Origin of the sequence: Rhodococcus sp. NPDC060176, from assembly GCF_042728675.1 — a bacterium.
Lineage (GTDB): Bacteria > Actinomycetota > Actinomycetes > Mycobacteriales > Mycobacteriaceae > Rhodococcus_F.
Window position 1 is genome coordinate 1 of record NZ_JBHWYS010000001.1, and the last position, 23,009, is coordinate 23,009.

At 62.1% G+C, this 23,009-nt stretch carries 21 protein-coding genes; 10 read left to right on the plus strand and 11 right to left on the minus strand.

Annotation, left to right across the window (positions count from 1 at the left end):
- Positions 1-1,578 (plus strand): isopeptide-forming domain-containing fimbrial protein (locus ACFWEM_RS00005; RefSeq protein WP_378529982.1); only part of this gene is annotated, 1,578 nt, incomplete at its 5' end.
- Between the two features lie 79 nt (positions 1,579-1,657).
- Here ACFWEM_RS00005 and ACFWEM_RS00010 read toward each other — a convergent pair.
- Positions 1,658-3,739 (minus strand): PhoX family protein, encoded by a 2,082-nt coding sequence (locus tag ACFWEM_RS00010; RefSeq protein WP_378529985.1) that lies wholly within the window; start codon positions 3,737-3,739, stop codon positions 1,658-1,660.
- Between the two features lie 234 nt (positions 3,740-3,973).
- Here ACFWEM_RS00010 and ACFWEM_RS00015 point away from each other — a divergent pair, with 234 nt between their 5' ends.
- From ACFWEM_RS00015 to ACFWEM_RS00045, 7 genes are all read left to right on the plus strand, one after another.
- Complete coding sequence (locus tag ACFWEM_RS00015; protein WP_283305558.1) at positions 3,974-4,210, plus strand: hypothetical protein; 237 nt, start codon at positions 3,974-3,976, stop codon at positions 4,208-4,210.
- Positions 4,207-5,145, plus strand: a complete 939-nt coding sequence (locus ACFWEM_RS00020) for an ABC transporter ATP-binding protein (RefSeq protein ID WP_378529987.1) — start codon at positions 4,207-4,209, stop codon at positions 5,143-5,145. The genes ACFWEM_RS00015 and ACFWEM_RS00020 overlap by 4 nt, the downstream gene beginning before the upstream one ends.
- On the plus strand, positions 5,142-5,933 hold the full coding sequence (locus ACFWEM_RS00025; protein WP_378529989.1) for an ABC transporter permease: 792 nt from the start codon (positions 5,142-5,144) through the stop codon (positions 5,931-5,933). Before ACFWEM_RS00020 ends, ACFWEM_RS00025 begins: the two co-directional genes overlap by 4 nt.
- A 21-nt stretch (positions 5,934-5,954) precedes the next feature.
- Entirely contained in the window at positions 5,955-7,097 is a 1,143-nt protein-coding gene (locus ACFWEM_RS00030; protein WP_378529991.1) for a sensor histidine kinase, read from the plus strand.
- The gene (locus ACFWEM_RS00035) at positions 7,094-7,708 is read left to right on the plus strand and encodes a response regulator transcription factor (RefSeq protein WP_308371631.1); all 615 of its coding nucleotides are present in this window, start codon (positions 7,094-7,096) and stop codon (positions 7,706-7,708) included. Before ACFWEM_RS00030 ends, ACFWEM_RS00035 begins: the two co-directional genes overlap by 4 nt.
- Positions 7,709-7,826: 118 nt before the next feature.
- Entirely contained in the window at positions 7,827-8,234 is a 408-nt protein-coding gene (locus tag ACFWEM_RS00040) for a YciI family protein (RefSeq protein ID WP_378529994.1), read from the plus strand.
- Positions 8,235-8,242: 8 nt separating this feature from the next.
- Positions 8,243-9,427, plus strand: a complete 1,185-nt coding sequence (locus ACFWEM_RS00045; protein WP_378529996.1) for an RNA polymerase sigma factor — start codon at positions 8,243-8,245, stop codon at positions 9,425-9,427.
- On the opposite strand, the gene ACFWEM_RS00050 is transcribed toward ACFWEM_RS00045, so the two are convergent.
- From ACFWEM_RS00050 to ACFWEM_RS00095, 10 genes are all read right to left on the minus strand, one after another.
- Positions 9,413-10,159, minus strand: coding sequence for an amino acid ABC transporter ATP-binding protein (locus tag ACFWEM_RS00050; protein WP_020909781.1), 747 nt, complete (start codon positions 10,157-10,159; stop codon positions 9,413-9,415). The two genes, ACFWEM_RS00045 and ACFWEM_RS00050, sit on opposite strands and share 15 nt — an antisense overlap.
- Before the next feature lie 4 nt (positions 10,160-10,163).
- Positions 10,164-11,981, minus strand: coding sequence for an ABC transporter substrate-binding protein/permease (locus tag ACFWEM_RS00055; RefSeq protein ID WP_378529998.1), 1,818 nt, complete (start codon positions 11,979-11,981; stop codon positions 10,164-10,166).
- A 151-nt stretch (positions 11,982-12,132) separates the two neighbouring features.
- A complete protein-coding gene (gene zigA, locus ACFWEM_RS00060; protein ID WP_378530000.1) occupies positions 12,133-13,332 on the minus strand; it encodes a zinc metallochaperone GTPase ZigA in 1,200 nt (399 codons plus the stop codon).
- A gap of 98 nt (positions 13,333-13,430) precedes the next feature.
- A complete protein-coding gene (gene nthB, locus ACFWEM_RS00065) occupies positions 13,431-14,069 on the minus strand; it encodes a nitrile hydratase subunit beta (RefSeq protein WP_378530003.1) in 639 nt (212 codons plus the stop codon).
- A 26-nt stretch (positions 14,070-14,095) separates the two neighbouring features.
- Complete coding sequence (nthA, locus tag ACFWEM_RS00070; protein ID WP_042450854.1) at positions 14,096-14,719, minus strand: nitrile hydratase subunit alpha; 624 nt, start codon at positions 14,717-14,719, stop codon at positions 14,096-14,098.
- Positions 14,720-14,792: 73 nt separating this feature from the next.
- Positions 14,793-16,358 carry an amidase gene (locus tag ACFWEM_RS00075; protein WP_378530006.1) on the minus strand — a complete coding sequence of 522 codons (1,566 nt, stop codon included), beginning with the start codon at positions 16,356-16,358 and terminating at the stop codon, positions 14,793-14,795.
- A gap of 114 nt (positions 16,359-16,472) precedes the next feature.
- On the minus strand, positions 16,473-17,879 hold the full coding sequence (locus tag ACFWEM_RS00080) for a substrate-binding protein (protein WP_378530008.1): 1,407 nt from the start codon (positions 17,877-17,879) through the stop codon (positions 16,473-16,475).
- 44 nt (positions 17,880-17,923) lie between these two features.
- Positions 17,924-18,292: a helix-turn-helix transcriptional regulator gene (locus ACFWEM_RS00085; protein ID WP_020909773.1), complete on the minus strand. Its 369-nt coding sequence runs from the start codon at positions 18,290-18,292 to the stop codon at positions 17,924-17,926.
- Positions 18,293-18,407: 115 nt separating this feature from the next.
- The gene (locus ACFWEM_RS00090) at positions 18,408-19,469 is read right to left on the minus strand and encodes a phenylacetaldoxime dehydratase family protein (RefSeq protein WP_378530010.1); all 1,062 of its coding nucleotides are present in this window, start codon (positions 19,467-19,469) and stop codon (positions 18,408-18,410) included.
- A 204-nt stretch (positions 19,470-19,673) separates the two neighbouring features.
- The gene (locus ACFWEM_RS00095) at positions 19,674-20,654 is read right to left on the minus strand and encodes a helix-turn-helix domain-containing protein (RefSeq protein ID WP_378530012.1); all 981 of its coding nucleotides are present in this window, start codon (positions 20,652-20,654) and stop codon (positions 19,674-19,676) included.
- 176 nt (positions 20,655-20,830) lie between these two features.
- Here ACFWEM_RS00095 and ACFWEM_RS00100 point away from each other — a divergent pair, with 176 nt between their 5' ends.
- Positions 20,831-21,466, plus strand: coding sequence for a TetR/AcrR family transcriptional regulator C-terminal domain-containing protein (locus tag ACFWEM_RS00100; RefSeq protein WP_161120451.1), 636 nt, complete (start codon positions 20,831-20,833; stop codon positions 21,464-21,466).
- A 36-nt stretch (positions 21,467-21,502) separates the two neighbouring features.
- Positions 21,503-23,008 (plus strand): class I adenylate-forming enzyme family protein, encoded by a 1,506-nt coding sequence (locus ACFWEM_RS00105; RefSeq protein WP_378530015.1) that lies wholly within the window; start codon positions 21,503-21,505, stop codon positions 23,006-23,008.
- Position 23,009: the final 1 nt, after the last annotated feature.

The window sequence follows — 23,009 nt, forward strand, 5'->3', positions numbered from 1 at the left end:
ACTCCGCCGGTGGATCCTCCGGAGGTGTGTGATCCGGCGACGCAGCTGTGCACGACGCATCCGGTTCAGGTTCCGGGGTTCACGGTCGCGAAGACCGCTGATCCGGTATCGGGTACCAATGTTGCTGCTGGCCAGACGATCACGTACACGGTGACCGGTAGCAATACGGGTAACACGATTCTCGATCCGGTGGTGTTGACCGATGATCTGTCGAAGGTTCTCGACAACGCCGCTCTGGTGGACGGTTCGCTCAAGGCAGTAGTCGACGGCGTCGACGCGACTGCTCCGACTCTGTCGGGTACGACGCTTTCGTGGTCGGGTGCACTTCAGGCTGGTAAGTCGGTTGTCCTGACCTATCAGGTGAAGATCAATGCCGGTGTTGCCGGTGGCACGCTGATCAACAACAAGGTCACCGGTACTGCGAAGCCGCCGACGGGTCCGGAGATCACTCCTCCACCGGTCACGACCGAACACCCGGTTGATGGCACTCCCGCAATCGAGGTACTGAAGTCCTCTGATCCGTCCACCACGAACCGTGTGGTTGCCGGCCAGGAGATCACGTATACGCTCACGTTCAAGAATGTGGGCACCGCGGATGGTGAGGTCAGCTTCTACGACGATCTGACCGATGTTCTCGACGATGCAGTAATGACGAAGAATCCGGCTACCACTTCCACGCTGGTTGTTTCGGGTGTCGTCGACAACGTCTTCACGGTCACCGGAATGCTGGCCAAGGGTGCGAGCGCGACGGTGACGTACACCGTCAAGGTCAATCCCGAGATCGGAACGTTGTCGGGTCCCGGATTCACTCCGGGTGTCCTGAACAACTACCTGGTGGTTGGTGGCGAGAACCCGCCGGTGGACTGTGTCCCGGGCGACGCTCTCTGCACCGAACACCCGATTGACCCGCCGGAGACCACCACTACGGTGCCGCCGCCGACCACCACCACGACGCCGCCGGTCACGACGGAGCCTTGTGTTCCTCCGTCGACGACCACGCGGATGGTTCCGACCACAACGGCTGCGACGACGACGGCTAGCGCGATCACAACTGGTGATGCTGATGTGACCGGTACGGAGGAATCCGCCCTCACGGAGGAGACCACCACGGAGGAGACCACCACAGAGGAAACCACGACAGAAGAAGTTGTCGCGGAAGAGATTGTGGATCCGTGTGGCGTGACGACAACTACGCCGCCGACGACAACGACGCCGGTCACGACAGTTCCGCCGACCACGACGGTTCCGACCACGACGGTGCCGGTTACACCGACGATCATCATTCCCCCGATCGTCGTTGTGCCTCCGGTCGTCGTACCGCCGACGGTTCCGGGTCAGCCGGTTCCGAGCACGGTTCCGGGACAGCCGAAGCCGCCGACGGCAAACCCGGGTCAGCCCGGTCAGCCGAAGTCGCCGACGTCTACTCCTCAGGGCGGAACGATCAACTCTGGTGGTGGCGCTGGTGAGAGTGGCGTGAACACCACGTTGCTCGCAGCAGGTGGATTGGTTCTGCTGCTGGCGCTGGGAACGGGTGTTGTTCTCCTGACGCGTAAGCGTCGCGAGGATGGTGACAACTGATTCCCTTGAGAATCTGAGGTAAACGACGTGGGGCAGATCGCAGAGTATGCGATCTGCCCCACAGTCGTTTTCGTGCGTATTACGAGCCGAGCCGAGATCCGTCCTTCTTCCAGGCTGCAACCACCGACGGGCGAGGCTGGGAGGAACCACCGTCGGGCCAATGGGATGCGGGGCTTTCGATGCTGGCGTCGTCGGTCTCGCCGGGGTGCTGGACGCAGACGATGACGCGCTTCTCGTCCACAATCGGTCCGCAGGTTTCGGCGCCGACGGGGACGGTGAGGAACTGCTTTGTCTCACCACGTTTTTCGCCTTCGAGGACAACACTGAACAGTCCGTCGTTGGACTTGAGTGCGTTGCCGTCGGTGGAGATCCACAGGTTTCCGTGCGGGTCGAAGGCAAGGTTGTCCGGGCACGAGATCGGGCTGACCTTGCTCTTGTCGAATCCACCGAAGTAGGTATCGGCTGTGGCTGGATCTCCGCAGACGAGTAGGAGGTTCCAGCCGAAGGTGGTGCCGGCGTGGTCGTCGGTGATTTCGAGGACCTGGCCGTTCTTGTTGTTGTTGCGCGGGTTCGCCTCGTCGGCCGCTGCGCCGCCGTCGACGCCGCGCTTGGTGTTGTTGGTCAGCGCGACGTAAACCTTGCCGCTCTTCGGGTTTGCCTCGAAGTCCTCGGGGCGGTCCATCTTCGTTGCCCCGACCTTGTCGCCGGCCTGGCGGGTGAAGACGGCTACCTCTTCGGCACTCATGCCGTCGACCAGCGATTCGCCCTTGCCGTCTTCGCCGGTGCGCAGGATGGCCACCCACTCGCCGGTTCCGTCGAACTTGCCGTCCGCGGGGAGTTTGCCGCTGCCGTCGATCTCGCCGGCAGAGTTTCCGCTGAGCTTGGCGACGTACAGCGTTCCGGCGTCGAGCAGAGTCATGTTGTGACGCATGGCTGCTTGACTCTTGCCATCCTGCATCTTTCGGCTGGAGACGAACTTGTACATGTAGTCGAAGCGCTCGTCGTCGCCGCTGTAGGCGACGACCGTGCCGTCCGACGTGATGTAAATGGTGGCGGCTTCGTGCTTGAAACGTCCGAGCGCTGTGTGCTTGATCGGAGTCGACGACGGATCCCAGGGATCAATCTCGACGACGTATCCGAATCGGTTGACCTCGTTGGGTTCTGCGACCAGATCGAACCGCTTGTCGAAGCGTTCCCATTTGCGCTCGGAAGCGGCGCCGGCAAGACCGTAGCGCTTCAGCCGCGCGGCGACTGTGGGATCGGTGACGCCCTCGGCATTCGCGAAGTACTGGTTGAAGTTCTCTTCGCCGGAAAGCACTGTGCCCCAAGGTGTGACGCCGCCCGCGCAGTTGTTGAGGGTGCCGAGCACTTTGGTTCCGGTGGGATCGGCGCTCGTCTTGAGGAAGTCGCTACCGGCAGCGGGGCCGGTCACGATAAATTCCGTGGTTCCGGTGATGCGGCGGTTGTTCGATCCGATCTCCGGCACCAGCTTGCCGTTGTCGGATTCTCCCTTGACCTGGACGACCGACAGTCCGTGGCTGGCCAAGCCGATCTTGAACTGCTCCTCGGTCGGGTTCTCCGCATCGTAGCCGCGGAACATCGCGGGCTCGGTGGAGTATTCGTGGTTGACCACGAGTAGGTAGGTGTTGGGCTGTCCGTCGACCGGAAGCAATCCGGCGAAGTCGTTGTTGAATCCGAACTGCAGTTCCTGCGCTGCCGCAGTCTGCTTGTCGAAGTCGAAAGCCGGGGCACCGGCGAGAACGGCGTCACCCCAGCGAATCACGACGGCCTGATCGTATCCGTCAGGGACGGTGACCTTGTCTTCTTTGTTGGGAGCGACAGCGCTGAAGTTCGTTCCCGCCGGTGTCGATCCGCTGCTGCTGCCACTCGCCGAACCGGTTCCCGGTTCGGCGCTTGCAGATTCGTCCGAACAGGCGACGAGGGCACTGCCTGCCCCCACCGCGAGGACCGCCATGCCGCTGCCCCGGAGCATGCCGCGACGAGTCAGTGCCGTGCGTGCGATGTCGCGGAAGTACTCGCCGCCCGAGGTGTTGGGGACCTCGTGAGAGCACGCGTTTCCGCACTTGTACTGGCAGGTGATCGACGCGCGTGCAGACACGCCGTCGTGTTTGACGAACAAGGCCAAAGGCTTGATAGCCACCGTGAACTCCCGAGATTCGATGTACGGACTTCGGGAACCGTAGAAGCTCTAAGCAAGGGTAAAGGAACGTAAAAATGAACGGCAAAACAACGAGGTGACCCTTACCCGCGGTTTACGACGCGTCCCCGCGGGGACGTCGCATGACATTTGTCATCGCCGATCCATGACGGTGTCACCGCAGGTGATGACGCTGTGCACTGTTTTCGGCTCCGACTTCCCGCGAAGCTTGAATGCATGAGAGAACCACATGAGGGAAGCCTCCTGACGGACCTGATGGACATCGGACCCGCACCCACGATGGGTCGCGAACTTGTAGTGATCGTCGTGAATATCGCGATCATCGGAGTGCTGTTCGCGATCATCGGCTCCAATCCCGTGTTCTGGATTCTTGTTGCCGCTCTCGCTGTCTATGCGGGTATCCGATTCGTGATCGGGCTGCGCGGCTGGAACCGAGAGGAGGCGCAGCGATGAAGGGCGATCCCGTGATCGACGTTGTCGGAATGTCGCGGCGCTACGGCTCGGGCAAGGATGCGTTCGATGCTGTCCGCAATCTTGATCTGAGTGTCCAGGAAGGCGAGTTGTTCGGCCTCCTCGGAACTAACGGTGCCGGCAAGACATCCACTCTCGAAGTGATTCAGGGTCTTTCGCGGGCCAGTGCGGGTACCGTGCGCGTTCTGGGGATGGATCCGGTGCGCAACCGCAAGCAGATTCGCCCGTCACTGGGCATCATGCTTCAGAAGGGCGGTCTTCCCCAAGATCTCACTGCCCGCGAGAGTTTGGCGATGTGGGCAGGAACCTGCTCGAATCCACTTCCCGTCGACGAGGTCCTCGAGCGCGTGGACATGCGTGACCGTGGTGATACCCGCGTGAAGTTCCTCTCGGGAGGTGAGGCGCGGCGACTGGATCTGGCGTGCGCGATCATCGGCCGGCCACTCGTCCTGTTTCTCGACGAGCCGACTACTGGTTTGGATCCCGAAAGTCGACGTAACACTTGGCAATTGATCGCTGACTTGAAAGCGTCGGGCGTCACCATCATGTTGACGACGCATTACCTGGACGAAGCCGAGTCCCTGTGCGACCAGTTGGCGATCATGCACCGAGGATCGGTGGTGCGCAGCGGAACCGTGGCGGACGTCGTCGCGGATCATCCTGCCCAGATCAAACTGCACCGTCCCGGTCTTCCGCTCCCGGCCCTGGCCGGCGCCGAGGTACGCGTCGAAAACGATCTGGTGGTGATCACCACTCGCACAGTGCAGGAGACGCTGACGGAACTGCTGCTGTGGGCACAGCACAACAACATCCTGCTGACCGGCCTGGATGCCCGCGCGGCATCCCTGGAGACCGTATTCCTCTCCATTGCAGACCAATTCGATCATCACGCAACTCTCGAAGGAGCGTCGGCATGAACCGCATAGCAACCCTGTCTCGTTCGGAGTTCACGCTCCTGGGACGAAATCGACTGTTGCTCTTCAACGCAATCGTCCTCCCGTTGATCTTTCCCGTGGGGATGCTGTACCTGTCGCGCGATGGCGGGTTGTCCGACAAGTCGGTGTCGGCAGGCCTCGAGGTGTTTGCACTCTTCCTGCTCGTGTTCGTGGTCTTCTACAACCTCCTGTCGGTGTACGCGACGCGTCGTGACGAGTTGGTTCTCAAGCGACTACGGACAGGGGAATGCAGCGACGCCGAGATCCTCGCGGGCCCGGCAGTGCCGTCGTGGGTTCTCACCGGCCTGTTGACGGTGGTGATCGGAATCGCCGTGATGGTTCTGGGCGGTAGTGCTCCGGTCAATCCGGTCCTGGTGCTGGTCGCGGTGATCGGCGGCGCCACGCTCTTCACGGCGCTGGCGTTGATCACTTCGGCTGTCACGCGAAATGCAGAGGCGGCGCAGATCACCTGCATGCCGATTCTGATTCTGGCGACGGCAGGTATGTCCTCGATCAGGAATGTCGTGCCGGACAACGTTGCTCGCATTCTCGATTTCACTCCGCTGGCCGCAGTAGTGGACCTTCTCAATCTCGGATGGCTGGGGCGGACCACTGGCGAACTGGCTGATCTGGGCGATGCGCCCGGTGCGGCAGCGGGATTTGTCGACACCTTCGGTTCGGCTGCGCAACCGCTGTTGGTCATGCTGGCGTGGATCGTCGGTTCGGTTCTGATCGCGAACGTCCACTTCCGCTGGGAACCGCGTTCGTAGAACTCTGAGAAGGTAGTGGGCATGATCGCGCAGAACTTCGGACGCTGGAACCCGAGACGGACGTGGCGAACCGCGTCGAACGTCGACAAGGTTCGCCTCTACACGCGGCAATCGTTCATCATGGTCGCAGTGGTTTTCGGTGGCTTCGGTGCGGTCACCGAGGTCGTTGCGGATCGGTATCTGTCGGGTGTGTTCCTCGGAATCAGTGCCGTTGCGTGCGTCATCGCCGTGTCTCGGATGCCTGATCTGGGCGGGATCGTGGTCAAGCCCGTCCAGATTCCCCTTGCCGTGATGACGTTGTCGGCGTTCTGCTCGGCGGGAATTGCCTTGGGAAGCAATGGCGAGAACGGCCCGTACTTCTGGCTGGCGGCAATCCTTGTGGTTCCCCTTGCCGGGTTGACGTCGTTGCGCTGGCTGATCGTGGGCTCGGTGGTCGCCGGGGTTGTCTTGGGACTGCTTGCGGGTCCGGAAAGCGGCGTGTCCGTCGGAATCGTTGCCGGCTTCATGGGGCTGACCGTCTACATGTCGGTCTGGCTGCTGCGGATGGTTACCGAATTGGACGAGGCACGCGGAGCCGCCGCTGCTCTGTCCGTCGCCGAGGAGCGGTTGCGATTTTCGCGTGATCTGCATGACGTCGTCGGGCGGGCACTGTCTGCAATTGCGGTGAAAAGCGAACTTGCAGCCACGCTTTCACGACGCGGCGACGATCGTGCCGCCGCGCAGATGGACGAAGTACGCGAACTTGCGCAAGATTCACTCGACGAAGCGCGCGAGTTGGTTCGGGGATACCGGTCCATCGCCTTGGCGTCCGAGTTGGCCGGTGCGCAGTCTTTGCTCGAGGCCGCCGGAATCTCCACCGCGATACGTGGATCGGCAGATCAACTGCCGGTGGAACTGGCCGAAGCCGCTGCCTGGGTCGTCCGTGAAGGAGTGACCAACATTCTCCGGCACTCGAGTGCTGAGAATTGCAGCATCGAGGTGTTCGCGGACGGCGTCGTGATTGCCAACGACGGCGCACGTATCGCAGAGCCGAACAACGGAACCGGCCTGAACGGATTGCGCGAGCGCGTCGGCGCCGTCGGAGGAACTGTCGAAACCGTCCAAGACGAAGATCGCTTCACCCTCACCGCCCACTTTCCGTCCCGAACGAAGGAGTCTCGGTGACCGAGCCGATCAAGGTACTGCTGGCCGACGACGAGAACCTGATCCGCTCGGCTCTGGCCATGATGTTGTCGCTCGAAGACGACATCGTTGTCGTGGCAGAAGCCGAATCCGGCGAGGACGCCGTGATCGCTGCTGCGAAGCATCAACCTGACGTAGCCGTGCTCGACCTTCAGATGGCCGGGATCGACGGGATCGAGACGGCGCAACAGATTGCGCAGACGGTCTCGGGGTGCGTCTCGATCATTGTGACGAGCCACGGGCGTCCCGGGTATCTGAAGAAGGCACTGTCAGCAGGCGTCCGAGGATTTCTGCCGAAGACGACGCCTGCGGCGACGCTCGCCGAGGTGGTCCGCAGCGTCCATGCGGGCGGGCGGTACGTCGATCCGTCGTTGGCAGCCGAGGCAATCGGCGCAGGCGACTCACCGCTTACTCCGCGTGAAGCGGACGTACTCGAGTACGCGGCGGACGGAGCATCCATCGAGCAGATCGCTTCCCGGGCACACCTCTCGGCAGGAACCACGCGGAACTATCTGTCGTCAGCTGTCACCAAACTCGGTGCTGCCAATCGGCACGAAGCTGCAGTGATCGCCCGCCGGCAGGGGTGGATTTAGGGCCCCGAAGCCCCGCGATGTCGAGAATAGCCCCGCGATGTCGAGAATCCCCAACTTGCTTCGTCCCTGTAGTGACGTGCGACCAGAATGGGTGGCACCGACACAGAGGAGATTCACGATGGCCAAGTACTTGCTGCTCAAGCACTACCGCGGCGCTCCGGCTGCAGTCAACGGCGTGCCGATGGACCAGTGGACACCGGAAGAGATTACGGCCCACGTGAAGTACATGCAGGACTTCGCGGATCGGCTCGAGAAGGCGGGCGAGTTCGTCGACGGTCAGGCTCTCGCTCCTGAGGGCACCTTTGTCCGGTACGACGGCGAGGGTCGTCCCCCGGTCACAGACGGCCCGTTCGCGGAGACCAAGGACCTCATTGCCGGCTGGATGGTGATCGACGTCGACAACTACGACCGAGCCGTCCAATTGGCCGGTGAGCTTTCGGCCGCACCCGGCGCCGGCGGGAAGCCGATTCACGAATGGCTCGAACTGCGTCCGTTCCTGACCGAGCCGCCGACCATCACGGACTGAGAGCTGTCATGGACGACGCCTTGCTTCGGAGTCTGACTCCGAGCGTGCTCGGCATCCTCGTTCGCCGCGGAGCAGATTTCGCGTCGGCCGAGGACGCCGTGCAGGACGCTCTGCTCGAGGCGGTCAGGGTCTGGCCGGACAACCCGCCGCGGGACCCGAAGGGCTGGCTGGTCACAGTGGCCTGGCGGCGGTTCCTCGACGGGATCCGTTCGGATGCGGCTCGTCGCAAGCGGGAGTTTCTGGCGGACGAGCAGCCAGGCGAGCAGCAAGTGAACGGGCCCGCGCCGGCAGTGGACGACACACTCCAGCTCTACTTTCTGTGCGCGCACTCGTCGTTGACGCCGTCGTCCGCCGTCGCACTCACGCTGCGCGCTGTCGGCGGGCTGACCACCCGCCAGATTGCGCAGGCCTACCTGGTGCCCGAGGTGACGATGGCTCAGCGCATCAGCCGGGCCAAGCGCACGGTCTCCGGTGTGCGGTTCGAGCAACCCGGCGATGTCGCGACCGTTCTGCGCGTCCTCTATCTGGTCTTCAACGAGGGCTACTCCGGTGACGTCGACCTGGCCGCGGAGGCGATACGGCTCACCCGGCAGCTCGCGGCCGCGATCGACCATCCCGAAGTGGCGGGGTTGCTCGCGCTCATGCTGCTTCACCACGCTCGCCGCGTCGCGCGCACTGCCGCGGACGGCAGCTTGGTTCCGCTCGCCGAGCAGGATCGCAGCCGGTGGGACACCGATTCGATTGCCGAAGGAGTCGTGATCCTCCAGGCAGCTCTCGCTCGCGACCGGCTCGGTGAGTTCCAGGCCCAGGCCGCCATTGCTGCGCTCCACGCCGACGCTCTCACAGCAGACGAGACGGACTGGGTGCAGATAGTGGAGTGGTACGACGAACTCGCAGCCCTGACCGACAGCCCGATCGTCCGGCTCAACCGAGCGGTGGCCGTCGGCGAGGCGGACGGACCGCGCGCAGGCTTGGCAGCTCTTGCAGCGCTGGACGATTCACTTCCACGCCATGCCGCAGTCGAGGCCTATCTCCGTGAACGCGACGGAGACCTGGAGACGGCGGCGAGGCTGTATGCCGATGCAGCGCACAAGGCATCCAACCTCGCCGAACGTGACCATCTGATGCTTCAGGCGTCGAGGATCAACGCCCGTCGATCTCCCGCAAGCGCCCCTGAGTCAGAGAACCTGTGAGAGGAACGCCTGCAGTCGATCTGTTTCGGGATCGTCGAAAAGCTGTTCCGGAGTACCGGTTTCGACAACGGCGCCGCGATCCATGAACAGAACCTTGTCGGAAACGGAACGCGCGAAACCCATTTCGTGCGTCACGACGACCATGGTCATGCCGGACTTCGCCAGGTCGGCCATCAATGCCAGAACACCCTTGACCAGTTCGGGGTCCAGAGCCGACGTCGCCTCGTCGAAGAACATGACCTCGGGCTTCATCGCCAGGGCGCGGGCAATGGCGACGCGCTGCTGCTGACCGCCCGAAAGGTTGCCGGGCCGCGAGTCGGCCTTCTCCTTGAGTCCCACCAGATCCAGCTGCTCGAGTGCGAGCGCCCGAGCCTGTTCCTTGGACAACCCCTTGAGCTTGTTCGGCCCCAGTGCGATGTTCTCGGCGACGGTCTTGTGCGGGAACAGGTTGAAGTGCTGGAACACCATGCCGATTCGCTGGCGTAGCTCGTCGGGGTTGTCCTTCAGGACGGACTTACCGTCGAGCAGCACGTCACCCTGCTCGGGCTCGTGCAGACGGTTCAGCACGCGCAGGAGCGTCGACTTGCCCGAACCGGAGGGCCCGATGACGGTGACGGTGTTTCCGGCGTCGACGTGCAGGTTGACGCCGCGAAGCACCTTGTTGGTACCGAAGGACAGATGCAGGTCCTTGCCGGTGAGCGATACGGACTTCAGTTCAGAGCTGGTGGTCATGTCCTCAGCCCCTTTCCACGACGATGGCCTGCTCGAGCGGATCCAACGTGCCTGAGGTGTCGGCGCGTCCAGTCCGGAGTCGGTTGTCGATGTAGTTGACGAGGTGCGTCAGCGGGATGGTCAGAGCAAGGTAGAACAAGCCTGCCGCGACGAGCGGGGACAGGCTGCCGGTCTGGGCGTTGAGATCGCGTCCGACGGCGAAGAGCTCCCGCTGGGTGACGAGGAGGCCGAGGAAGTAGATCAGCGACGAGTCCTTGATCAGCGAGATGAACTGGTTCATCAACGCCGGCAGAACGCGTCGTACACCCTGTGGGATGACGACCAGCGACATGGACTTTCGGTAGCTGAAGCCGAGGGCACGGGAGGCTTCGAGCTGCCCGGACTCGACACTCTGGATACCGGATCTGAAGATCTCACCGATGTATGCCGACGCGAGCAGTGACAGCGCTGCGACACCGAGCCAGTACGGATTGCTGCCGGTGATTCCCTTGACGATCGGTCCGACGCCGAGCCCGATGATCAAGATGATGACGACGGCGGGCAGGCCACGGAAAATGTCGGTGTAGACGCGGGCCGGCCAGCGCAGCCAACGGGTGCGCGAGATACCGGCGACAGCGAGCAGCATGCCGAGGATCGTGCCGATGATGCCCGACGCGAGCGCGAGGATCAGGGTGTTGGGCAGACCGGTCTTGAGGAGATCGGGGAATGCCTTCTTGTACAGATCCCAGTCGAAGAACGTGTCCTTGAGCTGTTCGAGCGTCGACTTCGGTTGGTACGACGCGGTATCCCCACCGTCGCCGTTGGCTGCGTTTTCTGCTGCGATGGCTGCGAAGTCGGGCAGTTCCGGAGTGGCCGCGGCCTTGGATCCGGGCTTCCAGCCTTCGGGGAGTTGGCGCGGCACCCAGTCGGCGTACAGCTGAGACCAGGTTCCGTCGTCGATGACTGCGTCGAGGCCCGAGTTGAGGGCGTCGATCAGCGGCTGGTTCTCCTTGTTCACCGCCCAGCCGACGAAGTTGTTGACCGAGAAGGTGTTCTGGATGATCGAGGTCGGATCACCGGGAGCGATCGCGCCTTCGGCCTGCTGAGACGGAGCTACCCAAGCGTCGATCTGTCCGGACTTGAGGTTCGCGTACGCCGTGGCGTAGTCGGGGAACTTCACGGGATCGAGCTTGAGCGTGTTCACGACGTAGTCGTCCTGAACGGTTCCCTGCACGACGCCGATGCGCTTGGAAGAGTCCAGGTCGCCGAAGCCGGTGATCGGGCTGCCGTTAGGTACGACGAGGGAGAAGTAACCGAAGTCGTAACCGTTGGTGAAGCCGACGGTGTTGCGACGGTCGTCGGTGGTGGTGATGGACGACGAGCCGACGTCGAAGCGTCGACCGGCAACCTGGGCGAGTAGACCGGCGAACTCGGTGCCGACGAACTCGACCTTCAAGCCCAGCTTGTCCGCGACGGCCTTCAGCAGCTCGTTGTCGTATCCGGTGTACTGGTTCTCGGAGTTGACGCAGATGCTCGGGGGCGCGTCACCGAGCGTGCCGACCGTGATGACCCCGGGTTTGATCAGATTCAGCTTCGAGGTGTCGATCTGATTGACCGGTGTGACGGTGGCCGTGGTGTAGCGGTCTTCGGCGCCCGCACCCGCTGCCGCGTCCAGATTGGTGGGCGCTGCGGTTGCGGCTCCCACTCCTGGAGGTGCACACAGGTCTGTGGGGGCTGCCGACGAATCCGAGCCACTCGAGCACGATGACAGAGTCAGCGCCAGGAGGGCAGTGAGGAGCAGTGCCACCACCAGGCGGATCTTCGCTGCGACGGAAGAAAACATGCGTGCAGCGTAAACCTAAGGGTAGCCATTTCTCCGTGTAGAACTGTTGACAGTTTTCGGACAAGCGGCCGCTGTGCTGCGGGCTTGCCTTCAAATCAGCGTGATTTTAAGTATCGCCAGGTCGGGGAAACTCATTCCGAAGTGATCGAAATCAGACGGTCTGGTCGGTATAGCCGACGCCCAAGGGGTCGCTCCAGGTGGTCCACACGTCTGGCCCGAGTTCGATCTCGGCTGTGGTGAGTAGACACGCGTCGAGTTCTCGGTGCAGTCGAGACGGGTCGACGGCTTGGCCGATGAAGACGAGTTCTTGTCGGCAGTCTCCGACGGGTTCTTCCCACTTGTCGAGGATTCCGTCGCGACGGTAATCGTCGGCCGGCCACTCGTCGCGGGGTAGAAACTTCCACCAACGGCCGACGTATCCGTGGCGAATGAGATGACCGGCCTGAGAAATACTCCCGATCTCGGTGAACCGGCCGGCATTCCAGTAGTAGCCCTTGGCGCGAAGTAACTTTCCGTTGGTCCACTCGCTGCTCAGGAAATCATGCAGCCGTTGGGGGTGGAAGGGTGCGCGCTCGCGGTACACCACCGAACTGATTCCGTACTCTTCGGTTTCGGGGATGTGTTCACCCTGGAGTTCTTGTAGCCATCCGGGGGCCTGCGCCGCTTTCTCGAGCGAGAACAAACCGGTATCGAGAATCGTGTCGAGTGGGATGCGTCCGAGCGTCATCGGCACTATCGAGGCAGTTGCATTCAAAGATCGTAGGACCGCGGTCAGCTCGATCAGATGCTCCCGTGAGACCAGATCGGCCTTGCTCACCAGGATCACATCGGCGAATTCGATCTGATCGACAAGCAGATCCGCGATGTCTCGTTCGTCTTCCGGGGCATCGGCTTCGACGCGGCCCCCAGCCGTGTAGTCGCGCAGAAAACTGTGGCCGTCGACGACGGTGACCATGGTGTCGAGTCGGGCGACGTCGGCGAGGGCGTGGCCGTCGGTATCGATGAATGTGAACGTCTCTGCGACGGGCAGCGGTTCGGAGATGCCCGAAGATTCGATGAGTAGGTAGTCGAATCGGCCATCGGCGGCCAAGGCACTGATCTCGGAGAGAAGATCCTCTCGCAGAGTGCAGCAGATGCAGCCGTTGGTCATCTCGACCAGTTTCTCCTCGGAGCGACTGAGCGAAATCTCACGCTCGACTTCTGCACTGTCGATGTTGATTTCGCTCATGTCGTTGACGATCACCGCGACCCGACGACCCTCCCGATTGCGCAGGATCTCGTTGAGTAGTGTCGTCTTCCCGGCGCCCAGGAAACCTGACAGCACCGTGACCGGAAGTCGTGTGTCGACCATGATTTCGAGTGTCCTTCCGAATGAGAGAATCGCTGTGATCAGGCGGCGGTCACGCAAAACGCTGTGATCGCATGACCGCCGCCCGGAATGCTGGAAGATCAGGCCGCCGGCTCGAGGTAACCCTCGAAGAGGTCGACCACGACGCTCCCGCCATCTGTGTCGCTGCCGAACAGTTCCTCCGCAGCGAACGTCACGTGGTACGTGGGTTCTTCACCGGCGTCGTTGCGGCCGTGACCGATTGCGTCGGGAAAAGGCCACTTCTCCGTCGTCCGGTGAGCGATGGTCCCCACGCGTCCTCGGCAGTACGCAGGCATTCGAATATGCCCGGGAACGTATTCGTCTCGCACGCGTACTCGCTGACCGACCTCGAAGGTTGTTGTGTCGGTGCGAGCCGGTCGGCCTTCGGATTCGCTGGGGCGTGAGAGTGGGAAGGGGCCTCCCGCAAGGTTTTCGAGCTCGTCCTGCGTCAAGATTCCCTTTTCGACCATCAGTGCTGCGACGCCGATGACGTATCTCTCGTAGTACGGGGTCATCATGTAGTGGCGGGGCTCCATCCGCTCGACGACGTATCGAACTTCGTCGACGCTGAATGCTCCGAGTTCGGCGACACCGGCGAACATCAGGCTGTACGGCAGGTGTTCCCACTCGGCGTGGAAGGTGGGGCCGATGTCGGCGTTGACGGTATGCGGGACTTTGCCGAAGCCTTGAACTCCGGCAAGATCGTGTACTCCATCCATGGTGTGCTTCTTTCTTGTCGGGGTGATCAGACGGTGGGGACCTGCGGGACTGCGACGCCGATCAGGCAGTCCTTGGTGACGATCTCTTGAAGCTGTTCCTGGCTCCAGCCTTCGGTGCCTGCGGGACGTTGCGGAAGAACCATGTAGCGAGTTTCGGCGGTGGTGTCGTAGACGCGGATCTCGACGTCCGACGCGATCTCGGTTCCCATCTCGGAGAGAACCTTCCGTGGCTCACGCACCACTCGCGCACGGTATTCGAAACTCTTGTACCAGGTAGGGGGCAGGCCGAGAATGGGCCACGCGGTGCATGAACACAGCGAGCACACGATCACGTTCTTGAGGGTCGGGGTGTCTTCGACTGCCACGATGTATTCGCCCTGGGGGCCCAGATATCCGTACTGGGCAACCGCGGCGGTACCGTCGGTGAGAAGCAACTGCCGGAACTCGGGGTCGGTCCACGCCCGCGCGACCAATTCCGCTCCGCGCCTTGGACTGAAGTCCTCCTCGAAGGTCTTCTTCCATCCTTCGACGTAACCGTCGGGTACCAATCCCTTACCGTCGAGTGCGCGGAACAGTGCCCACGCCCGGTCGGAGACCGGCGCCTGGGCCGGTGCGGCGTTCTCCGTTGTGTGGTCGATCGTTACTGACATCTGGTTCACCTTTTCTATGCGGGCTGATCATGTGTGAATCGGTGGAATTTGTTGTGCAAGTGCGGATACAGAACTAGGCGAGGCTGAGTTGTGGTGCAGAATCGGAGGTGCGGTCGGCAGGTGTCGGAAACACGCCGCGGAGCTTTTCGAATGCGCGCCCGACCCGGAGGACCGTCGCATCGTCGAAGGTTTTGCCGGTGATCATCATTCCGACCGGAAGTCCGTTCACCAGGCCGGCCGGAACGGACAGGGACGGATGTCCTGTCACGTCGAATGGTGCAGTGTTGGCGATCATCCCGAGGGCCTTCGTGATGAAGGTGGTGCGGTCCACGTCCTTCGCCGGCAATTCGGATGCGACGTAGGGCAGTGTGGGCATCACCAGGACGTCGAACTGTCTCAAGGCAGTGTCGTAGGCGGCGCGGGCGAGCGGTACGAGGTTGCGAGCTTTGCCGTAGCTCGCGCCGCCGAGGGTGGTGATGCCGTGGTGGCCGGTCAGCGCCACTAGTTTGACGGTTTCGGACAGAGCGTCGGCGTGCTGAATGCGTCGAGAAGCAAAGTGTGCCATCAGTTCCGGATCGTACAAACCTTCGGCGTTCATGCCGTATCCGTTGCCGTCCAACATCTGGTAGGCACCACCATCCGTGGCGATCACGTTCCAGATATGGAAAGCATGCAGGTGCCACGGGATGCTTACTTCCTCTACCGTGCAGCCGATTTCGCTCAAACTGTGTGCCGCTGCGCGGACTGCGTCGTCGACCTCGGGTTGTGAGACCGCGTGCCCGAAACCTTCTCGAACGATTCCGATTCGCAGGCCGTCCACGTCGGAGTCGAGGGTGGACAAATAGTCACCTGCTTCGACACTGTCCGGCTGACGTGGGTCGTTGCCGTCGCGGCCGGCGATGACCGAAAGCATCAGTGCGGCATCGTGGACCGTGCGTGTGATGGGGCCGAGGTGGTCGATTGTTCGCTCGATGGGAAATGCCCCGGTATACGGGACGAGCCCGAACGTCGGCTTGTGTCCGACGACGCCGCAGAATGCCGCCGGGATCCGGATCGATCCGCCCTGATCCCCACCGATGGCAAAATCGACGTCACCGTTTGCGACGAGAGCCGCACTGCCACCGGATGATCCCCCTGCTTCGCGCTGCGAGTCCCATGGGTTGTGAACCGGCCCGCTTGCCGGCGTGAAGCTCGAGCCGGAGAAACACAGGTCCTCACACACGGCTTTGCCTGCGACGGTCGCCCCGGCCGCCAGTAGCCGACTGACGACAGTTGCATCGCGAGACGGGGTGAACCCTTCTACTGTCCGGGACCCGTTCATCATCGGAACTCCGGCCACGGTCACGTTGTCCTTGATCGCCACGCTTCGGCCGGTCAGGACGCCGTCCGACGTCGGCGGGATGCTTGTGGTCACATACCAAGCGCTCAAAGGATTTTCGCTCGCAGTTGGCACCTTGTGCTCGCGTGACGTGGTCGGCGGGGTTGCCTCGTCGGCGTACAACTGGTCGACGACGTCGTAGGAGCCCAGTGCTCCGTCGATCAGTGCCGGCCACTCGAGCCGGGCTGATTGGTCGAGAGTGATGCCGTAATGCTTTGCGGCGGTGTCTATTGCATTGTCGTCAGGTCGGATTGTCGCCATGAGAAGTGTGCTCCTGATGTGATCGGCTTCACTTGTCTTTCAGACTAGGGCCGGATCCATAATTGCGTCAATAGGTATCGACATATTGACTCGTTAAGTTCGGGTTACGCGCGCTCAGAGAGAGCGGGGGTGCAGGCGCCCACGGCGTGATTCAGCGAGCAAAATCGGTCGATGCAGTGGAACACCGGTGTTCGTAGAGCTTTTCGACGTCGTGACAAGCTGCCGAAGTACTGTTTCCGGATCGCCTGCCGACGTTCCTTCGGCTGCGCGTGCGTAAGCGATGATCGCTTCGTACGTTGTCTCCGACAGGGAACTGAGCGGAGGCAGGAGTTCGTTCGAGCTCGCGCTGTATCGCTTTTCGAGGTCGTGATCGCCGGCTGCGGATTGAAAGTAGCCGAATGCCGCCCAGACTCCGTCGGCATCGGAATTGCCGATGAGCTGCTGAGTGGCCTCGTCGAGGACCAATGCAAACGTCCGCGTGGTGGCCCGCAGTCCGTGCTGGGCGCATTGTCGTTCGAAGAAGACCTCGTCATGGCCGACCAGGGTGGAAAGAATCAGTTCGGCCCCGGAGTCGGCTATCGACTCGATGATGCGTGAGAAGTCGGTTGTCCCCAACGGTACGTAGATTTCGCCGGCCACCGAACCTGTGGATTCGGCGATCACACGCCGGGCCGCCCAATGTGCTCCGAACGACCACGAATACTGCTGGCCGACCAGGAACCAAGTGCGAGAACCGGTCTCGGACATCATTGCGGGTATACCCGCTCGCGTCTGGTCGAGTGGTCGCTCACCCAATCGAAGGACTCCCGGACGCGATCGACCTCCCTCGTTGAGAACTGTGTGCACCAACAGCACACCGGTGTTCTGCAAGGCAGATGCAGCGGCATTGAAGGTCGACGATGTCACGCACGCGAAAACGGCGCGACATCCGCTTTTCACCAGTCGCAGTGCGGTCGCCGCTCCGGCCGCCGAGTCGGAAGCGTCATCGCCGATCACCAAGTCGACGAGAACGCCGCCGACGCCGCCGTCGGCATTGATTTCTTCCACGGCCAGGGCTGCGAGTTGTTCTGTTGCCTGGGCGAATACAGCTGCCGGGCCGGATTTGCTGACCAGCAGCCCGATCCGATGTCGGTCGGAACGCGGAGGTTCGGGTGGAGCGAATCCGCGCTTGTTGGCAAGCCAGGAAATGCCGTCCTGATCGAGGCTGGACTCGAGAACGATCCTGGTCCCGGTGCCGTCGGGAAAGAACCGGATCGTCAGGCGGCCGCGCCACGGTTGGTGGTGCACGATTACGACCGATCGGCCCCGCTTCACGCCGGCGACGTATCCCAACAGCGTGATCGGCATTCCGGCTAGATCTGCGCGTGCGCCGTCGCCGACGGGAAGGGAGATGGCGGCAGCGGCCCCGACCGTAAGTTGCTCACATTCGAGTTCGAGCAGTTGCCCCGTTTCGAGGCGCTCGAAGGCTGACCCTGGTGGGTCGGTCGTCACGATCTGTGCCGTTACGGAGAGACCTGGCACGTTCTACTTCCTGCCTGAAATAGGTGCTGGGGCTCAACAGGGCCTCACGCCCGGCGACGCACCGAAGCCGCGTCGGAATCCTCAGTCGCCGTGGTCGGCAACTCGGAGGCGTTCGAACCTGCTTCCAGCGCTCGCCCGAGGACGTCGCGCAGGAACTGGAGTGCATCGTTGGCGGGCCCCGACGGATCTATCGAGAACAGGCGATGACGTCCTTGACGCCGTTCGACGATCACTCCGGACAACCGCAGCGCCTTGAGATGTGTGGATACCGTGGTGCGACCGACCGTCGAAATTTGATCGCTGATGAAGCCCGCATTGCACTCGCCGTGGGTAGCCAGCGTGTCGAGAATCTGTCGACGCACTTGGTCGGCCAGCACAGCAAACGCCAACTCTTCGTTTCGTTGAGTAGTCACTGTCTGCTGTCCGCGCTTCCTCGATGGCCGCTACTGAGATATGTCGACACTCGTCAACATATCTCGAGTTGCCTCCGAGGGAAAGAACGTGGCCGAAGATTTCCGGCGACTTCGGTCAGTGCTCGGTGGTGGTCACCGCGTCGCGCAGCATTCCGGTCGCGGGATGACAATTGACGTACTCGTACAGCTGATCGGCGCCATCGAATACCGAGACCTCATGGTAGAGGCGTAATTTCGACAGGCCCTCGGCCACCCGGAAGAACGTCGTGAAGATCCGTAGATGGGTCGGGTGGGATTCCGACCACCGTTCGAGTTGGTCGAGGGAGGCCCAGTGGCCGATGTTGTAGCTCAGGTCGAGGAAGTTTCCGTCGATGTCGATATTGCGTACGAATCGGTTGCTGTAGCACCCGACGGCCGGGCCGTTGTCGCGGAGGAAGTCCATGCCCGATTGAAGAGTGGGCAGGATTTCGTCCAGGTAGAGGCTGCGCTCGTCTGCTTCCGCGTCGGCCCAGTCCTGCCCGGACCTGATCAGTGCGATGTTGTCGTGTCCCCGCACTACTACGCGTCCACCTACGGCGGGGTCACCGGCGACGACCCGCAGTTCGCCCGAGGCCTGCATCCAGTCGGTCTGGGAGATCGGAAACCGCTCGCGCATCGAACCCCAGTAGCCGTGCTCGTTGATTTCGCCGCTGACACCGTCCATGACAGCTCCCACCCCGGGGAGGTCGTCTTGGAACGCGTAGAGCGTTTCGAATTGTTCGGCTCTCGGTGCCACGATCTCGCGGAAGAACCCCAATCCGTCCGACAGGCGGTCTTCGGACTCCCACCAGGAGGACACTGGAGGTGATGTGCTCCAACGATGTTGGGAAGAAACATCTTTCCAGTAACCGACCACGATCAGGTTCTCGTAGCCCTGGTTGTCGATGTGATGGGTGAGATCGTGGTGTGCCGGTCCGTCCGGCAAGTCGAAGCCGGCGACGATATCCCGCATCGCCTGCAGCGCTGCCGGGCGCTGATTCTCGCCGCGGAACTGCACGCCGAGATAGCCCATCACGACCTGTTGCAATGTGTCGTCTGCGCGCCCGACCCACATGGGAAACGGTGGCGTATAGGTATCCGGAACCCGCCTGGTCAGAGTGCGCGGGCATTGAAGGTGTTCGCCGATTGCAGATTCCATGAGTGCTCCCTGTGATGTAGGTGGTCGAATCGGGTGCCTGGCACTTGGCAACGCCGTGCCGAAAATCTACGCCCGCTCAGCCGAGCAAACTTGGCCGTCAGCGCCCGATGCTTGGCCTACCGTGCCAAGAATTGTGGATACGCTTCGGCGACAGAGAATTTTGAACACCATGTTCAATGGGTAAGTGTCCGAAGATGTTACAGATCAGCGGGTAGTACTTGTGGGGGCCGCTGCTTGCGACCGGTATCGCCGCGGGCTGATCCCGAATTCCGCCTTGAAGGCTCGACTGAAGGCGGCCAGGTCGGTGAATCCCCAGCGGTGAGAAATCTGGGTCAGCGACCGCTCTACTCCGTGTCGTTGCACGATCTCACGACGGCAACCGTCGAGTCGACGGCTGCGAATCGACCGTGACACCGTCGTGCCGTGTTCGGCGAAGGCTCGGTGCAACTGGCGAATGGAGACTTTGACCGATCCCGCGATGTCCACCGGAGACAGGGCCGGGTCTGCGATGTGGGCGTCTATGACCGACAGGGCGGATTCGTAGAGGCTGGTTCGCCGCGAGGTGATCGGTCGCGCAGTTGTGTGAAGAACGGACTTGACCAGGTTGCCGATCTCGTTGACGACTTCCTCTTCGTCTCCGCTTGCGTCGGACGTCATGCGGACGGAGGCAAGATCGTGAAGAAAGCGACCAAGCAGGCCACTCAGGCCCGCGTGTCCGTCGAAGGCAATGGCGGTCAGGCTCGTGACCTCCGCGTCGCTGAGCGACAGGTACGACCGTGGCCAGGTGAACACCTCGAGTCCCCAGATGCCGTCGTGTGCGTGTCCCTCGATCTGCCAATCGAAGGGGCGCGTGGTGTCGTACAGGACGTAGTCGCCACGTCGCAGGACGCATTCGCGGTCGTCTTGGCGCACTACCGCGCTACCTCGGCGGATCATCCCGATCTGCAGATAGTCCGCGCCGTCGCTTTTGATGAGGCTGTTGCTACGGACTATTCGTTGTTCCATCGATTGAACTGCGGATACCCGAACGTGTGCGAGTTGGGCCGAGTGGACGGCCCCGCTGAATCGATCGCCGTCTTCGATATCGGATACGTCGAGCGCGACAAAATGCTCACGCAACAAATCTGCCCAGTCGCCCGTGAGAGTCGTGCGTGTGGGCAGGGAGAAGCCGGATCGCGCGAGCATTGCAGGGCGCCTCCTCGCAGAAAAGCCGAAGTTCTCGGGTGCTCGATGTTCAGAGAGTAATCCCGCACATCAGACATGTCGATAGAAGTCGACATGTCATCGCGGCGGGAAGAAATTGTTTGCCATACAAACAACGCCGAGTTATTGTTTGTCATACAAACAAGTAGGAGTTCGCAATGGTCACCGAGGCAGTTCCCGCCGCGCGTGCAACGCGTGAGTCGGGCAAGCAGACGCGCATGGCGCTGTTCAACGCCGCAACCGAGCTGTTCCTCGAGCACGGCGACAGCGTCTCCATCGCGCAGATCTGCACGGCCGCCGGCGCCCATCCCAACCAGGTGACCTACTACTACGGCTCCAAAGAAAAGCTCTTCGTCGAGGTGGCGTGCGCGGCCGTTCTGCGCGCAGGCAAGCGGGCCGAGGTCGATGCCGCCGACGCCGACACGGTCGGCGATTACACCGAGAAGCTGGTCGGATCCCTCCTGGGCTCGGGCGCTCCCAGCGTCGAACTCTTCGTGGAAGCGATGATGATGACGGGTCGTCGTGGTGAACTTCGCGACCTGATCTCCGAAACGCTTCGCACTCTGCACTCCTCGGGCGAAACCGCCCTCCTCCGTACCTTGATCCGCACCGGCTGGCAGCTGCGCGCGGGCATCGACGTCGAGTCCAAGGCCTTCTGGTCTGCGATCTTCGGCCTCGTCATCCAGAAGACTGCCACCGGCGAAAGCTTCGGCTACTCCCTCGAGGAGGCGGTTGCCGTCATCTTCGCCACCCTCCAGATACCCGACGCCGTACTCAACAGCTCGATGGAATGAACTCTCTTCGAGCGTGATTCTCCGACAAGGACTTCGATGAATATCGTTCGCGTATTCGACAGCAACGTCACCAAGACCCCGGACAAACCCTTCCTGATCGCAGGCGGTCACGATCACACGTACTCCCAGGTTCAGGATGGAAGTCGCCGTGCCGCGGGCTATTTGCAGACGCTGGGCGTGCAGCCGGGTGACCGCGTCGCGCTGATGTGTTACAACACTCCGGGATTCGTGTACGCGATGCTCGGTGCCTGGCGCTTGGGCGCCGTCGTGGTCCCCATCAATCACAAGATGCAGACGCCCGAAGTTGCCTACGTGCTGGGACACGCGAAGGTGTCTGTGTGCGTCTTCGACGGTGAGTTGGCGCCGGTTGTCGGTCGACTGGAGACAACGGCCAAGCTGATCAGCACGGACTCTGTCGCAGACGGTTTCGACTTCTTCGACGACGCCATCACCCGCCAGGAGGGTGTTGACGGTATCGACATCGACGAGAACGATCCGGCTGAAATCCTCTACACCTCGGGGACTACCGGCTCGCCCAAGGGCTGCGTCCACAGCCACCGCAACGTCGTCGGTGTTGCCGTCACCGCGGCCCTCGCCGTGTCGACGACTCGGGACGAGCGACTGCTCATGGCCGTCCCGATCTGGCACGCTTCCCCGCTCAACAACTGGTTCATGTCCACGCTCTACATGGGCGGAACCGTCGTGCTGCTGCGCGAGTACCACCCCGTCAAATTCCTGGAAACTGTTCAGGAACAACGTATTACCCTCTGCTTCGGCCCGCCGGTCATCTACACTACTGCACTCAACCTCGTGCCGAACTTTGCCGACTACAACCTCGGAAGCGTTCGTGCGTGGTTGTACGGCGGGGGACCGATCGGCGCAGATGTCGCTCGGCGACTGGTGGAGTCGTACGGCACCACCGAATTCCGGCAGGTCTACGGCATGACCGAGACCGGGCCAGTGGGCACTGTGCTGTACCCCGAAGAGCAGTTGAGCAAGGCGGGCTCGATCGGCCGCGTCGCGCTGGCCGGCGTCGACCTGCGCCTGGTTGCCGATGACGGTGCCGACGCGGAGCCCGATCAGATCGGTGAGATCTGGCTGCGCGCCGACACCGTCATGCAGGGGTACCTCGACGACCCCGCTGCCACGAAGGCTGCATTTGCCGACGGCGGTTGGTATCGCACCGGCGATCTGGCGCGCAAGGATGTGGACGGCTACCTCTTCATCGTCGACCGCGCGAAGGACATGATCATCACGGGCGGCGAGAACGTCTACTCCAAGGAGGTCGAGGACGTGATCTCCGGCCACCCGGACGTCGTCGACGTCGCCGTTGTCGGAAAACCCAACGAAGAATGGGGCGAGACCGTCGTCGCACACGTCGTCTGGCGTGAACCGGATGTCATCAGCGCCGACGACATCAAGGACTACCTCTCGGACAAATTGGCGCGCTACAAGATTCCGCGTGAGGTGGTGTTCGCGACCATCCTTCCGCGCACACCGACCGGCAAGATCCAGAAGCACCTCATCCGCGCAGCGAGCTGAA